The sequence below is a fragment of the Shewanella sp. Shew256 genome, assembly GCF_002196695.1.
Taxonomy (GTDB): Bacteria; Pseudomonadota; Gammaproteobacteria; order Enterobacterales; family Shewanellaceae; genus Shewanella; species Shewanella mangrovisoli.
Map to the genome: position 1 here is coordinate 183,731 of NZ_NAJR01000006.1, position 14,076 is coordinate 197,806.

A 14,076-nucleotide genomic window follows, 5' to 3' on the forward strand; every position below is an offset into this window, starting at 1 on the left:
AATAGCCAAGCTCTAGTCTAAACCAAGTTGAGCCTGTGCGATAAAACCTGCGCGGCTCCACTCGGTTAATCCAATCCCCTCGCCTCTAGCGATACTTTTGCCGTTGATCGCTATCGTCTTCTTTCTCTGGTGCCTCAATCGTTTGCAATTGATCCATAAAATGGCTTACCAGCAGCAACATCACACAGAAGATCATCACAGGGATCAAAAAATGCCGGGTCGAAGCATCGAAGTAGCTGTATAGGCCTGTAGCTACACTCGCATAAAAGCCAAAAAGTTTTAGCTTCAATAATTTAGGGTTATGCCCCAGCCATGCTGAACAATGGGGACATTGCACTTGAGCGTGAAAACCTTTGCCACGCTGTTGGGTAATTTGAGCAATTTTAATTGACTGATGGCAATGGGAGCACAGCATTTACGGTACATTCCTAACTATGGGGCGCTAAGTTTATCAGATCCTCATCCCATTCAGTCGAACTAATTAGCCCTCAAGTTTCAAAACCTCCCTCAAGAGCTTAAAGCTGCCAAGCAGCGCACAATTTTTGTACTCAAGCAGCATTTTATGCTGTTGCGATTTTACAGTGTTTCGCGCACCTCCTATTATGTACCTACCTATTTTTATTGAAGATAACGCCTATGCGCCGCTCACTCATATTAATACTTGCCCTAAGCTTTCCCCTGCTATTGAGTACCGAAGTTTTCGCGACGGATGCAGAACCAGTCGCCGCCACGCAAACTGCGCCAATCCCGAATGAAGCTCAAGTTGAGCTCACAACATTACAGGCAGCCATTAAAGAAGATATTGCGCGCTTAGCTCAGTCCCAGGGTGAATTGCGTACGATTGTTGAATATCGCATTCAAAATAAGACCTTACAGTTACGCAATAAAATTAAATTACTGCTCGAAGATGGTAACTACGACAAAGCCTTTATGTTGGCATTGGTGCAAGAGCAGCTTAAATTTAATGAAAAAATCAACGACTACTTCAATGATAATGTGACCAAGTTGTCCCACAAGCTCGGCACGGCGGATGATGAGGCGACCCTACTCGAGATCTCAAAGCGCGAGCTCGATAAGGACAATAACTACAAGCAAAGACTCGAGACCTTAAACTGGCTCAGCCAAATGGGCGAAGATGTCGCAGCACAAAAAACCGAGCTGACTCAAATCCTCTTAAGCCGCGCCGATAACTTCGATAGCTTTGTTACCTTCACTCAACAACAGTTACAAAATGCAGTCAACGCTGCCACCAATGCGGGTAAAGACGTGACTGCAGCGCAAACCAGTCGCGTTATGCAACTGAAGGACAGATTGGCGCTCAACAGCCAGAGCCTTAGCATAGATATCGACTTACTCGATGCGCTAGAGCAAAACACCGCCTCACTGAAAAAGACCCTGTTCAGTATCTCAGGTGATATCACCCAAGATGTCTTAAGCATCGATGTGGCCTCAAGCCTAGTCGAACAATGGCTACATACCGCTAAAGAGCAGGCCATCAACCATGGCCCCACCTTAGTCTTTAAGCTATTTATCTTCTGTCTGATCCTGTTTGTCGCAAGCCTTGCAGGCAAATTGGCTAAGAAGATTGTCCGTAATACAGTCAGTAACTCTAAATTAAATTTCAGTAAGTTACTGCAAGATTTCTTTACTTCACTCTCGGGCAAAGCAGTCTTTACTATCGGCGTGCTGATTGCCCTGTCCCAGCTTGGCATAGAGTTAGGCCCGTTATTGGCAGGCTTTGGTATCGCCGGTGTGATCATCGGTTTCGCCCTGCAGGATTCACTCTCTAACTTTGCCTCAGGCATGATGATTTTGATCTATCGCCCCTACGATGTGGGCGATCTGATTAACGCCGCAGGTGTTACGGGGCGCGTAAGCCATATGAGCCTAGTCTCCACTACAATTAAAACGCTAGATAACCAAAGGCTTATCATTCCAAACAATAAGATTTGGGGCGATACCATTAACAATATTACCGCCGAGCATCAACGTCGCGTCGACATGACCTTCGGTATTGGCTATGGCGACAATATTGAGCATGCCGAAGCCGTGCTCAAGTCGATTGTTGAGGCGCATCCTAAGGTGCAAAAAATCCCTGCACCAACCATTAGGCTGCACGTTTTAGGGGAGTCCTCGGTCGACTTTATCGTCCGTCCTTGGGCTAAACCCGAAGATTATTGGGATGTGTATTGGGATATTACCCGCGAAGTGAAAATGCGCTTCGATGCCGAGGGCATTAGCATTCCTTTCCCGCAGCGCGATGTGCATATTTACCAAACCAATAAATAACGCATAGCCCACGCGAAAACTAAACAAAAGGCGCAATCCTAGATTGCGCCTTTTTCATTATATTCAAACTGTTAATAGATTAACCTAAACCGGTAATCTCGCCATCGGCGGCGATATCAATCTTTAAATAGCCAGGAACTAATCCAAGCCCAGGCATAGTCATCACATTCCCCACCAGCGCGGTAATAAATCCCGCCCCCGCATTTAACACTAACTCACGCACAGGCACGGTAAAACCTTGAGGCACGCCTTTAAGTTGCGGGTCATGGCTGATGGATAAGGGTGTTTTTGCCATGCAGACGGGTAAATGGGCGTAACCGAGGGCATTGAGTTCCTGTAATTGCTGCTTAGCCGTCTCAGATAAACTCACTCCAGCAGCGCCATAGCCAACTTCGGCCAAGGTTGATAATTTCGCCTCAAGCGCCATGTCATCGGGATATAGCAGGGTAAATTCGCTTGGCTGCTCACAGGCGCGCATGACGGTTTGCGCCAAGGCCAACGCCCCCGCCTCACCTTGGCTGAAAGCCTCGCTAAGTTCGCAGCCAAAGGCGGCAGTGCCCGCAACAGCCTCAATCAACCAATTAAGCTCGGCTTGCGTATCGGTGGCAAAGCGATTGATGGCGACAACCACGGGAATACCATAACGTGCCACATTGTTAATATGCCAGTTTAAGTTGGCAAATCCCGCCTCGAGACGGGCCTGATCGGGCGCATTGATATCCGCATCCGAAGTTAAGCCGCTATTGGCCTTCAGTGCCTTTAAGGTAGTGACTAATACCGCGGCGCTTGGAGTTAATCCCGACTGGCGCGCCTTGATATTACAAAACTTCTCAAACCCCATATCGGAGCCAAAACCGCCTTCCGTCACTACAAAATCGGCCAGTTTTAGAGCGATATCGTCGGCAATCACCGACGAGTTGCCATGGGCGATATTGGCAAATGGCCCCGCATGGATAAGACAAGGCGCACCGTTTAAGGTCTGCATTAAGGTAGGTTTTACCGCATCCGCCATGATCGCCGTCATCGCGCCGGCAACCCCGAGATCTTCCGCGCTAATTGCCGCACCTTGGCGATTCACAGCCAGCACGAGCTTGCCAATACGCGTGCGCATATCCGCCAGATTACGGCTGAGCGCCAAAATCGCCATTAACTCGGAGGCGGCCGTAATATCAAAGCCAGAGGTGTAAGCGGGGCCATTATTTTCACCTAGCCCGACTTCAATCTCACGTAAACAGCGATCGTTATGATCGACCACCCTGTGCCAGCGGATCCCATTTGGAGCTATATCTAAGTAACTTAATCCGGACTGCAACTCAAATTCGGTCTTGCCTAAACGTGTTTCATGGTACAGCCGAGAGGCAATCGCCGCCGCGCCAAGATTATGGGCGCTGCTGACGGCATGAATATCACCCGTTAGATGCAGATTCAACTCCTGCATGGGCACCACTTGGGCGTAACCGCCACCAGCGGCGCCGCCTTTCACCCCAAATACCGGGCCCATACTGGGCTGGCGAATACAGGCGCACACCTTGTTACCTAGCGCTTTTAGGGATTGGGTTAAACCAATGGTGGTGACGGTTTTACCTTCGCCATGGGGTGTTGGCGTCACGGCGGTGACAATGATCAGTTTGCCCTGTTGCTGCTCGGCTAAACGCTGCTGCACACGCAAATCGACCTTTGCTTTAGTCGTGCCAAATAGCTGCATCTCATCGGGCAATAACCCAAACTCGGCGCCAAGCGCGGCGATATCTTTTAGGTGCGCGCGGCGCGAAATATCCATATCGGTTAGCATGGTGTCATCTCTCCCTTGGGTATTTTGATATCCACGCTAGGCATGCGAGCAGGGAATACAAAATAGGTACGCAAAAATCGGTTGGTATCAGCGATGGCTGATTGAATATGGCGGATATTAGGTGATTAGCTTTAAGATATATAGCCATCGAAAGGGTTAATGAGCGATTCCTTAATCTGCATCAAATAATCGACTCGGGTCCTTTCCCCTACAAAATACAGATTCCCAAAAGAGAAACAACATGAGCGGATCCCCTTTTAGTTTTTCAGAGTTTGTTGCCGGCTTTTGGCGAATGCACAGTTGGCAAATGTCACCTGCCGAGCGGCTTAACTTGATAGAGCAATATCTCGACCTAGGTGTGACCACTATGGATCATGCCGATATTTATGGCCAATACCAGTGCGAAACCCTGTTCGGCGAGGCGTTAGCGCTAAAACCCGGCTTAAGGCAGCAGATGCAATTGGTGAGCAAATGCGGCATTAAGCCCGCCTTCGATTGTCGCCCCGAGCGCTATGTAAACCACTACGACACCTCCAAGGCACATATTATTGCTAGTGTGGAGCAATCACTAAAGCAGCTGAAAACCGATTATTTAGATCTATTACTGATCCACAGACCCGATCCTTTAATGGACGCCGATCAAGTGGCCGACGCCTTTGCTGACTTAAAACAGGCGGGCAAAGTACAACACTTTGGCGTATCTAACTTCACCAACGCGCAGTTTTCATTATTGCAGTCGAGATTAACAGAGCCCTTAGTCACCAATCAAATCGAAATCTCACCGCTAACAATGGCGAGTTTGCACGATGGCACTCTCGATTTATGTCAGGAGCGGCGCATTCGGCCTATGGCTTGGTCCTGTTTGGGCGGCGGTAAAATCTTTGATAATAGCCATCCACAGGCTATTCGCCTGCAACAAACCTTAGCGATCATCGCCGATGAGATTGGCGCCCAAGATATCAGCCAAGTGATTTATGCCTGGGTGCGGATGTTACCGAGTCGGCCCGTGCCGATTATTGGCAGTGGCAATATCGCGAGGATAAAAACGGCGGTGACCGCGCAGTCACTCACCCTAGATAGGCAACAATGGTTTAGTATCTGGCAAGCATCAACCGGACACAGCGTGCCTTAGCACTGCAAACAACACCAACGAAAACGGCGCCTTAGGCGCCGTTTTCATCATGCTTAAAGCTGTACTTCACCACTGAGGTGCGGTCTGCGACCTTTACTATCGCGTAGCTCAAATACCCACTTGTCTTGTGATTTTTCGTAACCAAATCCCACTTCGGCGGGCATCAGCAGCGGTAACTTAAAGGCTACATCGACTACGAAGGGGAGCTCACCAATCTCAGGCATTAATTCTGCTAAGCAGCGCGCCTTAGACCACATTCCGTGGGCCAACACACGGTCAAAACCAAAACGTTTGGACAGCACGGGATGCAGGTGGATCAGGTTATAGTCGCCTGATGCTTTGGCATAACGGCGGCCTAAATCTTCACTCAATTCCCATGATTGGGGTGAGTCCCAAGCCATCTCGAGCGCCTTAGGTGGACGAACACGGCGGCCAGCGGTCTCGATACGATAGAGGTAAGTCGACAGCGATTCCCACACCAGCTCTTCGCCCACAAAGGCCTTAGAGACAAATTCAAACTCTACGCCTGAATCGGTTTCACGGCTGGTGGTTAAGGCGCATTCGAGGGAGAACACTTCATCGACTGTCGTCGGACGATAGACTTGAATACGGTTCTTTAAATGGATCATCCCCAGCAGCGGGAAGGTAATACCATCGTGGGTAAAAATCACCGCGTGTAGGCGAAATGCCATCACATACAAATAGGTTGGCGGTAATATTTTGCCGTTGAAATCAAAACCACACACTTGGGCATATTGGCTAACTTTGGCCTCGGACACTTGCACATTGGGCGCCGACACCTTGATATAAGGTAAGGGCTGTTGATCCCAACCGGGTTTACGACCAAAGAAAATCTTGCGATAAAGAGAAAACAGCGATGGCATCGCGTTCAATTCAACACAATATGCATTATTCAAGTCTGAGTACCTTTTAATTAACTATCCCTACGCACGAATAACCAGAAATACCCCGTACAGATGCATAACATCTGAAAAATCAAAAAGCTCACGAGTGTAAAACAGGCAAAACTGTGTCTAAAAAGGGCTGATGCTGACTCACCGAATGGACAGCTAAAGAGTCAGGTTTATCGAAAACGGCGTGATTATACCCCAGCGGATAGAGTTCTGGATATCCCCCACTTTACTGTGATTTTTTATCCCATTAAAAATCAATATATTATAAAATCATGGCCCTGTATGACTTTGCCTTATCCACACTGCGAGTGCGAAAAGATTACGCCTGTGCCACACTATCGCCCCCAGTCTTTAACTTAGTTAACCCGTGCAAGATAAGAATTTCGATAAACTCGCGCAAAAGTTCGCGAAGAACATTTACGGCACCCCTAAGGGTGAAATCCGTGCAGCCGTGTTATGGCGCGATCTCGCTCCCGCCTTGGCGCAATTTGGCGATAAAAAACTGCGGATTTTAGATGCGGGCGGCGGTTTTGGTTATTTCAGCCAAAAGCTGGCACGTCTGGGCCATGAAGTGGTGTTGTGCGATATTTCCGCTGAAATGCTTGCCCAAGCGAAAACACAAATCGATGCCAGCGACGCGCCATTGGCTATCCGTTTGGTGCACGCGCCAATTCAAGCCCTCTCCGTCGCCGAACATGGCAGATTCGATCTTATCCTCTGCCATGCCGTAGTCGAATGGCTGGCCGATGCGAAAACCACCATGGAAGGCTTGCTGACCATGCTTAAGCCCAGTGGGCTGTTTTCGCTGATGTTTTACAATAAAGAAGCGATGCGCTTCCATGCATTAGTGTCGGGTAATTTCGACTATGTTGCCGCCGATCTTAAGGTGAAGAAGAAGGTGCGCCTCACGCCCACGCACCCGCTTTATATTCATGATGTTAAACAATGGTTTGCCGAATGGAACATGGATCTGCTGCGCGAGTCGGGCGTGCGAGTCATTCACGACTATTTGAAGAAACATCAGCCTGCGGATTTTGACTATCAAAAGCTGCTGACGATGGAGCTCGAATATTCCCAACGCGAGCCCTATATTTCGCTCGGTCGTTATGTGCATTTTCTGGGGCAAAGCGCCGCAACCGACACATCCGCATAAGCTCGCGAAACAATAAAGGACGCCAAGGCGTCCTTTATTGTTTCATCACCAGATGATTCGACCCTAGTTCTGCTCACTAAGTGTATTCAACCCCTGTGCGTTCAAATCCAGAATCCCCCCAATCATCCGTCATATAGCTATATCAGTCACATTGATCACGCCAACAGGCGGTTACGGTTGCGCCCTTCTGTTTAAGCAACTGCACCACGCTTTTATCACCCACCACATGGCCGGCGCCTACCACTACAAATAGCGGTTCACTGGCGGCTTCTGCGGTCATTAACCTCATCATGCCATCGGCCATGACTTTATTGCGCTGCCAGAGAATTTTATCCAGCATCAGGGTGTCGCCCTCCCCTCCAAGCTGCTCCTGCATCAAAGTATCCAACGCAGTTTCATCACCGGAGCGCCACGCCTCAACCAGTGAGAGTAGTTCGGCATCAGAGGCATTAATGGCTTCGCGCACCATAGACCACTGAACTTGGCTATCGAAGGAGGACAGTAATTGGAACTGCGACTCAGCCGTCTCTAACTGATACACAGGCTTACCCGCACGGCCAAGCAACTGCATATCGACACCATAGTCGGTGCTAAAACCTAAGCTATTGTAGCGCAGTAGATTAAGTTGAGATGCCTGCAACCAAGGCGCAAAGGCTTGAATCGACTGGCATAGGCTGGCCTTGTCTTCACAATAGTGGCGCATTACCTCTATCGTTTGTTTATCTCGGCTCTGCCAATCGAGCCCCTGTGCGTGAGTCGCCATACCATACTTTTGCAATAGGGCACGGCTGTCGATTTTATTAGTATCGATTTCAACCACTAATCCCTTGGACTTGGCAAATGCCGCCTCCACTTGCGCTGGCATAGGATAAAAATCGGCACGGCCAATATGAATCGAACCCAAAAGGTAAGCGGATTTCCCCTGCCATTGCACCTGATAAAACGGCGGTTTATCCGTCGGCGCCGCCCAACTCGACGCACTGGTAAACATTGCGACGCCGCACAGCGCCAGTAATAGTCGCCACCGACTTGTTGCCATATCCTTTGCCCCTTATAATTCCTGCAAATTTTGCAATGAGACGCTGTTATGCCACACACTAAGGTTATAGAGCAACTGAAAGAAAATCTTCAAATCGCCTATCGCCAAGCCATAGACGCTGATGCTAAGTTAGATGAATTGAAAAAAGCGGGCCATGGGAAATTCACTAGCATCTTCACCGCCGAACAGGGCTTTATCGTGTCGAGCAACCGCTTTTTGCCCTATGTGCAAGAATTGGTGGACGACCTCACTAAGCTGCAACAACAGAGCAGCCTAGATCCCGCCGCACTGGAAACCTTAGTGCGCCAACTGGCCACCCTACTCAAAACCCTGCACGCCTTCAAAAAGCAGAGCTAATTCAATAAACGCTGAAATATCATTAATTTCAGCGTTTGCTCTCATTTCCTGTACACGGATTTTCGGCAAACAAAATTGTCATCATTTTGTCATTTCTAAGTCATAGACTCCGCAAACATTGTCGTGGGGGCTGAAGTAATGACGAGTTTAGATCTGGCAAAAGAGCTTGATAAGATAATCGCAAAGGGGGCAATCAGCCCGCTTTTTCAGCCCATTTTCAATATCTTGGAACACAAGATCCACGGATTTGAAGCGCTCAGCCGTGGGCCGGAGCATAGCCCGCTCTACTCACCCATTCCACTGTTTAAAACCGCGGAACATCAGGGCAAATTGAGCGAACTCGAGACACTCTGCCGCCGCATTTCGCTGGAGCAATTCAAACTGCGTCAGTTCCAAGGCCGTTTGTTTATCAATATTTCCCCTAAGGCCCTACTCGATCCTACCCATCCCAAGGGCATGACGCTGCAACTGCTACAGCAATTGGGAATTTCCCCGTCACAGGTGGTGATTGAGTTATCGGAGCAATATCCCGCCGACGATATCGACTTACTGAAATCTTGCCTGAATCACTATCGCAGCCAAGGCTTTATGACGGCTATTGATGACTTGGGTGCAGGTTATTCGGGTTTACGGCTCTGGTCTGAGTTATCGCCCGACTATGTGAAAATCGATCGCCACTTTATCCACCAAATTGATTCAACCCCGGTGAAACAAGAATTTGTGCGCTCGATTGTCGAACTGTGTCAAAGCCTCACCTGCAAAGTGATTGCCGAAGGGATTGAAACCCAAGAGGAACTCGCCGTACTCAAACAGCTAGGCATAGTCTATTGCCAAGGCTATTTACTCGGACGCCCCGAGGCGCTGCCAAGCCGCGCGATGAAAGCGACCTTAGTGCCGAATAATACTCAGGTTCAGCCCAGATACAGTGAATCCGCCGAAAGCCTCTGCACCAGCGCCATTACAGTGGTGCCAACACTCAAACTTAAGCACTTAAGCGATACCTTTAGCTCTCAACCCGCCTTACAGGCCGTGGTTGTGGTGCAAGATCAACTGCCGCTGGGGATTATTAGCAGAGCGACTTTGCTGGAGCTTTTTAGCACGCCCTATGGCCGAGCCCTGCATGAAAACCACGCCGTCAGTGAAGTGATGGACCCGCAAGTGTTGCAGATTGAAGCCAACGAGCCCCTGTCGATTGTGAGTCAATTACTGACCTCGGAGAGCGCCAATACCGTCGCCCAGCAATTTATCATTCTGCGTCGGGGCAAATTGCTCGGCATTGGCCACACCAAAGATTTGCTACAGCGGATCACCGAGCACAGGATCAAGATGGCAAGGCATGCCAATCCGTTGACGGATTTACCCGGTAATGTGCCTATTCAGGAAGAACTCAAACGCCTCAGAAACCAACAAAAGCCCTTCTACTTGGCCTATTTTGATCTCTGTCAGTTCAAGCCCTATAACGATATTTACGGTTTCTGCCGCGGCGATGAGGTGATCTGCGAAGTCGCCAATCTGTTAGTGAAATACAAGACGGACAACTGTTTTATCGGCCATGTCGGTGGCGATGACTTTGTGGTGATCAGCACCTGTGAGCAACTCATCGAGCGCTGCCAACGTATATTGACGGAGTTTGAGGGCAACAAGTCGCTCTTTTATAGTGCAGAGCATTGGCAAGCCCAAGAAATGCTCGCCGATGATAGGCAAGGACAAGCCTGTTATCACAAGTTAATCAGCCTGTGTGTCGGCGTGCTTACTCCCGCCCATACCTATAACTGCAATGAACATAGCCTATCGACCTTAAGTGCCAAGGCAAAAAAACAGGCAAAATCCGCGAGTAACGGATTTTGCCTGTTAGAAGAGAGAGACATGAGCCCTCAAGCATTAAGTGCCTAGGCTGGAATTATCAGCCTAGAGTTTCGGTGCAACAGTCTTTTTTAACCAATCACTTAGCATTTTGGTTTCATAATTAAATGGCTTGTCATTTAGCGGCTGAATACCCGTCATAAAGCCCATATCGGAGAGCTTTTCATCCCCAGCGATGATCACTTTGTCATTTTCAAGTACTTGATAACTAAAGGTCATGCGCGGTGGATAGATCTCTTTGATCACGCGTAAATCATCGGCGGTTGCCCCAAAGGTTGGACGCATATCCCCGGCGAGGTCGACATCGGTCACCGTCAGCTCTAACTTTTGATTCGGTTTTAAGACTTTTGCCGCTTCTTTATTGATATTCGTAGTTAAAGTATCGAATAAACGCTGTTCATAACGGGACTGAATTTCGCCCGATGACTTAATATCACGGAAATCTTTTGGGTTTTGCCAAACAATCTTAACCACCCCATCTTCTGTCACAGGATCGGTTTTCGCCTCGTCTGCGGCCCATACAGCACTGCAACTCAACACACTGGCGAGTAATAGGAACTGAACTTTCATCTTTGCCTCCTAGGCCTCATTGTTTCTGCCATATACCGTACAAAATCTAACCTGAACTTCAGCTTAATGCAAAATCGTATTTATGACAGCATAGACTAAGTAAGCTTTTGTATAGATTAGTAAATAATTTAAGCTAACCGCTATCAATCCGTATCTTTTTGTATCTTAACGCACCAAACGAGTGCAAAGTTATTAATTTGTGATCATTTAACGCGCATCTTACTTAAAAAAGTATTATCCTTCGCTCAATCTTTTATGACCACGACTCAAAAATGAAATTCCCCGTTGTACCTGTGTTTGTGTTAATCCTCTTTACATGCTTTGCCAGCGCCATTTGGTTTATCTCTTCGGGAGAGAAAGACACGCGCCCCGAAACCTGGTCATCCTTTATTTATACCCATGGTTATGATTCTGGGAAGTATAAGAAAATGGATAATTTCGACAGTTATGAAGCCTGTCGAGACTATGCCAAAGAGCAATCTTCCTTTTACGATAATGTGCCTTGGGAGTGTGGTCTAAAGTGCGGCTTCGATTCCCGTAAACAGGGTTTTCAATGCCAAGAGATGCGAAACGAGCAGTAAGATAGCAGTTCAGCCAAGGTTCAAGAACCCTCCAGTATGCTTAATTTCTCAGCAATACCTTTGGTTTTGTTTGTCATGGATGCACGATGAAAGCCAAACGACGATTTAAAGACTAACCGATTATCGGTAATTTAAATTTGGAGTGATCTATGAAACTAACAACCGCAAAGCTACAACAACCTATGATGGCAAAGCTTGCCTTACTGACACTGCTCACCCTAGGCACACTCATCAGTTTACCTAGCCATGCCACTACCCTCAGCGCTGCGCAGCAGCAAGTGGTGAAATCGCACTTTGATAAACTGGCTCAGTCACAACAGCAGGCAGAAGAGCGCATGACTGAGCAGCTCGACCAAGACTTTAGCCGCGAATTAGTGGAGCAAGAGCATCAACTGATGCGCCAGACTTGCCCTCGCTACGGCATGACCTTCGATATCAGCCGCAATGCCTGCTTACGCTCGTAAGCCAAATTAAAACGGAAAACGCGCACTAAGCTCAGGATATTGCTGCTTTAAATCTTTGGGCTTAGTGCTAAATTTTTTACCTGCAGGTGTCGCCTTACCCGATGGCATAAAAGGCAACTCCTTACCCGTTCTGTCTTCAAATAGTTGACCCGCGATCAAGTCGTAATCTTCGATAAAAGGATAGGCATAGCCGTCTTTCTCGGGCCATGCTGATAACTGCGCCAAAGTGTCAGGATTGGCAATCACCGCCTCATAACGGGCCTGCCCAAGTGAGATCAGAAACGCGCGAAATTCGGCAAAAGCATAATCGGAATCACAGCCCGTGATGATATAAGCCGCTCCCCACACCGACCATAAGTAGCTTCGGCGCATCTGTTGGCCAAACAATTTATCGAAGGCTTTTAACTCTTCGTCACTCAGCGCTTCCAACTTTTGCTTTAATGCCTGCGCTAAAGAATCCTGGGATTGCGCTGGCTCACTGCGGGTCACTAAGTCCCAAAATTCTACTTCTGTCATCACTTAACCTAATATTGAATGCCCAAGCAAAGGCGTATTCTACATGATAATACGGTTATGCTGGACTCAGTTCAGGGCTTTTCCTACACTTGCTCCACTTAAAATAACCAATAAACCCAAGTCAATGCCTAAACGCCTTATTCTACTGATTGCCCTCTACACCCTCTTTGCCGTAGTCGCGCTACTGCGTGCCGTTACCACAGGTTCGTTCGATCTCTTTAGCTTAGGTGTTTTGCCAGTTTTGTTTGGCATACTCACTCAGGCGCCTTGGTCTAGCTTAGTGCTGAAAATTTATATTGGATTACAAACCTTAGGCCTGTCAGCACTAGGGGTTACTGCGATTATCGCCTATCAAATTACCCCGCAGGACGTCAAAGTGGTGGTTGAAGGCCACAACATCCCTATGTTGCCCTTAGTCTTAAGCATCATCGCCCTGTTATCTGTGCAGTATTGGATAGCCTTTTCCCGCGTCAGCCATAATTATTTAACCGCAAAGGTAAAAGCATAAGCCTGTTTATTGCTAAGCCCTTGTTTATAGCCTAAGTTAACGGCTCCCTAAAAGACCTGATAAAGCCAGCCACTATGACTCATTTATCGCCCAGCGAACTCTCGATTCTCATTGTTGAGCCATCGGAAACCCAGCGCCGGATTATCATCAAGCGCTTACAGCAAGAAGGCATTATCAGCATTCAAAATGCGGCTGATTTGGCTCAAGCGAAAGAACTGATAGCCCGCCATAAACCGGATCTCATCGCCAGCGCCATGTATTTTGAAGATGGCACCGCGACCGAGTTTTTAAGCTACCTGTGCACCAACAGTGAATACAAAGACATTCAATTTATGTTGGTTTCGAGCGAATGTCGCCGTGAGCAATTAGAGATTTTTCGTCAGTCTGGCGTGGTCGCGATTCTGCCAAAGCCCTTTAATGCCGAACACTTAGGCAAGGCGTTGAATGCAACTATCGATTTACTCAGCCATGATGAGCTCGACCTGAGTCACTTCGATGTACACGACGTGCGTGTGCTCGTGGTTGATGACAGCCGCATGGCGCGCAATGTGATTAAACGTACTATTGGCAACCTTGGGATCAAGCAGATCACCGAAGCGGAAGATGGCGCTCAAGCCATTGAGTTAATGCGTAATAATATGTTTGACCTGATCATTACCGATTACAATATGCCCAGCGTCGATGGTCTGGCACTCACCCAATTTATCCGTAATGAAAGCCAGCAATCCCATGTGCCTATCCTCATGGTGTCTTCGGAGGCAAATGATGCTCACTTGAGCAACGTCTCGCAGGCGGGCGTCAATGCCCTGTGTGATAAACCCTTCGAACCCAAATTGGTGAAGCAGCTCTTATATCAGTTGCTCGAAGAATAAAACCTAAGTCACGAACGGGGCAAATA

Annotated in this window: 15 protein-coding genes; 9 read left to right on the plus strand and 6 right to left on the minus strand. The window is 48.2% G+C overall.

Going from position 1 to position 14,076, the window contains the following annotated elements:
- Positions 1-85: 85 nt before the first annotated feature.
- The gene (locus B5P39_RS13105) at positions 86-415 is read right to left on the minus strand and encodes a hypothetical protein (RefSeq protein WP_088211808.1); all 330 of its coding nucleotides are present in this window, start codon (positions 413-415) and stop codon (positions 86-88) included.
- Positions 416-636: 221 nt separating this feature from the next.
- On the opposite strand from B5P39_RS13105, the gene B5P39_RS13110 reads away from it, so the two are divergent.
- A complete protein-coding gene (locus B5P39_RS13110) occupies positions 637-2,289 on the plus strand; it encodes a mechanosensitive ion channel family protein (RefSeq protein ID WP_088211809.1) in 1,653 nt (550 codons plus the stop codon).
- Positions 2,290-2,368: 79 nt separating this feature from the next.
- Here the strand turns inward: B5P39_RS13110 and B5P39_RS13115 are convergent, their stop codons facing one another.
- Positions 2,369-4,081 (minus strand): formate--tetrahydrofolate ligase, encoded by a 1,713-nt coding sequence (locus tag B5P39_RS13115; protein WP_088211810.1) that lies wholly within the window; start codon positions 4,079-4,081, stop codon positions 2,369-2,371.
- Positions 4,082-4,322: 241 nt separating this feature from the next.
- Between B5P39_RS13115 and B5P39_RS13120 the strand changes: the two genes are divergently transcribed.
- Positions 4,323-5,213, plus strand: a complete 891-nt coding sequence (locus B5P39_RS13120; RefSeq protein ID WP_088211811.1) for an aldo/keto reductase — start codon at positions 4,323-4,325, stop codon at positions 5,211-5,213.
- A gap of 53 nt (positions 5,214-5,266) precedes the next feature.
- Here the strand turns inward: B5P39_RS13120 and B5P39_RS13125 are convergent, their stop codons facing one another.
- Positions 5,267-6,097 (minus strand): MaoC/PaaZ C-terminal domain-containing protein, encoded by an 831-nt coding sequence (locus B5P39_RS13125; protein ID WP_088211812.1) that lies wholly within the window; start codon positions 6,095-6,097, stop codon positions 5,267-5,269.
- A 397-nt stretch (positions 6,098-6,494) separates the two neighbouring features.
- On the opposite strand from B5P39_RS13125, the gene B5P39_RS13130 reads away from it, so the two are divergent.
- The gene (locus B5P39_RS13130) at positions 6,495-7,280 is read left to right on the plus strand and encodes a methyltransferase domain-containing protein (RefSeq protein ID WP_088211813.1); all 786 of its coding nucleotides are present in this window, start codon (positions 6,495-6,497) and stop codon (positions 7,278-7,280) included.
- Between the two features lie 142 nt (positions 7,281-7,422).
- Here B5P39_RS13130 and B5P39_RS13135 read toward each other — a convergent pair whose 3' ends face one another.
- Positions 7,423-8,319, minus strand: a complete 897-nt coding sequence (locus B5P39_RS13135) for a TraB/GumN family protein (RefSeq protein ID WP_088211814.1) — start codon at positions 8,317-8,319, stop codon at positions 7,423-7,425.
- A 48-nt stretch (positions 8,320-8,367) separates the two neighbouring features.
- On the opposite strand from B5P39_RS13135, the gene B5P39_RS13140 reads away from it, so the two are divergent.
- Together B5P39_RS13140 and B5P39_RS13145 are read left to right on the plus strand one after the other, a co-directional pair.
- Positions 8,368-8,676 (plus strand): hypothetical protein, encoded by a 309-nt coding sequence (locus tag B5P39_RS13140; protein WP_011715755.1) that lies wholly within the window; start codon positions 8,368-8,370, stop codon positions 8,674-8,676.
- A 138-nt stretch (positions 8,677-8,814) separates the two neighbouring features.
- On the plus strand, positions 8,815-10,569 hold the full coding sequence (locus tag B5P39_RS13145; RefSeq protein WP_088211815.1) for a GGDEF domain-containing protein: 1,755 nt from the start codon (positions 8,815-8,817) through the stop codon (positions 10,567-10,569).
- Positions 10,570-10,584: 15 nt separating this feature from the next.
- On the opposite strand, the gene B5P39_RS13150 is transcribed toward B5P39_RS13145, so the two are convergent.
- A complete protein-coding gene (locus tag B5P39_RS13150) occupies positions 10,585-11,109 on the minus strand; it encodes a DUF3016 domain-containing protein (protein ID WP_088211816.1) in 525 nt (174 codons plus the stop codon).
- 272 nt (positions 11,110-11,381) lie between these two features.
- On the opposite strand from B5P39_RS13150, the gene B5P39_RS13155 reads away from it, so the two are divergent.
- Both B5P39_RS13155 and B5P39_RS13160 read left to right on the plus strand, forming a co-directional pair.
- Complete coding sequence (locus B5P39_RS13155; RefSeq protein ID WP_011715752.1) at positions 11,382-11,690, plus strand: hypothetical protein; 309 nt, start codon at positions 11,382-11,384, stop codon at positions 11,688-11,690.
- A 149-nt stretch (positions 11,691-11,839) separates the two neighbouring features.
- A complete protein-coding gene (locus B5P39_RS13160; protein WP_011715751.1) occupies positions 11,840-12,154 on the plus strand; it encodes a hypothetical protein in 315 nt (104 codons plus the stop codon).
- Between the two features lie 6 nt (positions 12,155-12,160).
- Here B5P39_RS13160 and B5P39_RS13165 read toward each other — a convergent pair whose 3' ends face one another.
- The gene (locus tag B5P39_RS13165; RefSeq protein ID WP_088211817.1) at positions 12,161-12,670 is read right to left on the minus strand and encodes a DUF4240 domain-containing protein; all 510 of its coding nucleotides are present in this window, start codon (positions 12,668-12,670) and stop codon (positions 12,161-12,163) included.
- Between the two features lie 124 nt (positions 12,671-12,794).
- Here B5P39_RS13165 and B5P39_RS13170 point away from each other — a divergent pair, with 124 nt between their 5' ends.
- Together B5P39_RS13170 and B5P39_RS13175 are read left to right on the plus strand one after the other, a co-directional pair.
- The gene (locus B5P39_RS13170; RefSeq protein WP_088211818.1) at positions 12,795-13,178 is read left to right on the plus strand and encodes a hypothetical protein; all 384 of its coding nucleotides are present in this window, start codon (positions 12,795-12,797) and stop codon (positions 13,176-13,178) included.
- 74 nt (positions 13,179-13,252) lie between these two features.
- Positions 13,253-14,050 (plus strand): response regulator, encoded by a 798-nt coding sequence (locus tag B5P39_RS13175; RefSeq protein WP_088211819.1) that lies wholly within the window; start codon positions 13,253-13,255, stop codon positions 14,048-14,050.
- Positions 14,051-14,076: the final 26 nt, after the last annotated feature.

Coding starts and splice junctions, on each gene's coding strand:
- B5P39_RS13110 (WP_088211809.1), top strand. CDS start 637: ATGCGCCGCTCACTCATATTAATACTTGCCCTAAGCTTTCCCCTGCTA.
- B5P39_RS13115 (WP_088211810.1), bottom strand. CDS start 4,081: ATGCTAACCGATATGGATATTTCGCGCCGCGCGCACCTAAAAGATATC.
- B5P39_RS13145 (WP_088211815.1), top strand. CDS start 8,815: ATGACGAGTTTAGATCTGGCAAAAGAGCTTGATAAGATAATCGCAAAG.
- B5P39_RS13120 (WP_088211811.1), top strand. CDS start 4,323: ATGAGCGGATCCCCTTTTAGTTTTTCAGAGTTTGTTGCCGGCTTTTGG.
- B5P39_RS13150 (WP_088211816.1), bottom strand. CDS start 11,109: ATGAAAGTTCAGTTCCTATTACTCGCCAGTGTGTTGAGTTGCAGTGCT.
- B5P39_RS13135 (WP_088211814.1), bottom strand. CDS start 8,319: ATGGCAACAAGTCGGTGGCGACTATTACTGGCGCTGTGCGGCGTCGCA.
- B5P39_RS13125 (WP_088211812.1), bottom strand. CDS start 6,097: ATGCCATCGCTGTTTTCTCTTTATCGCAAGATTTTCTTTGGTCGTAAA.
- B5P39_RS13160 (WP_011715751.1), top strand. CDS start 11,840: ATGAAACTAACAACCGCAAAGCTACAACAACCTATGATGGCAAAGCTT.
- B5P39_RS13155 (WP_011715752.1), top strand. CDS start 11,382: ATGAAATTCCCCGTTGTACCTGTGTTTGTGTTAATCCTCTTTACATGC.
- B5P39_RS13140 (WP_011715755.1), top strand. CDS start 8,368: ATGCCACACACTAAGGTTATAGAGCAACTGAAAGAAAATCTTCAAATC.
- B5P39_RS13170 (WP_088211818.1), top strand. CDS start 12,795: ATGCCTAAACGCCTTATTCTACTGATTGCCCTCTACACCCTCTTTGCC.
- B5P39_RS13165 (WP_088211817.1), bottom strand. CDS start 12,670: ATGACAGAAGTAGAATTTTGGGACTTAGTGACCCGCAGTGAGCCAGCG.
- B5P39_RS13105 (WP_088211808.1), bottom strand. CDS start 415: ATGCTGTGCTCCCATTGCCATCAGTCAATTAAAATTGCTCAAATTACC.
- B5P39_RS13175 (WP_088211819.1), top strand. CDS start 13,253: ATGACTCATTTATCGCCCAGCGAACTCTCGATTCTCATTGTTGAGCCA.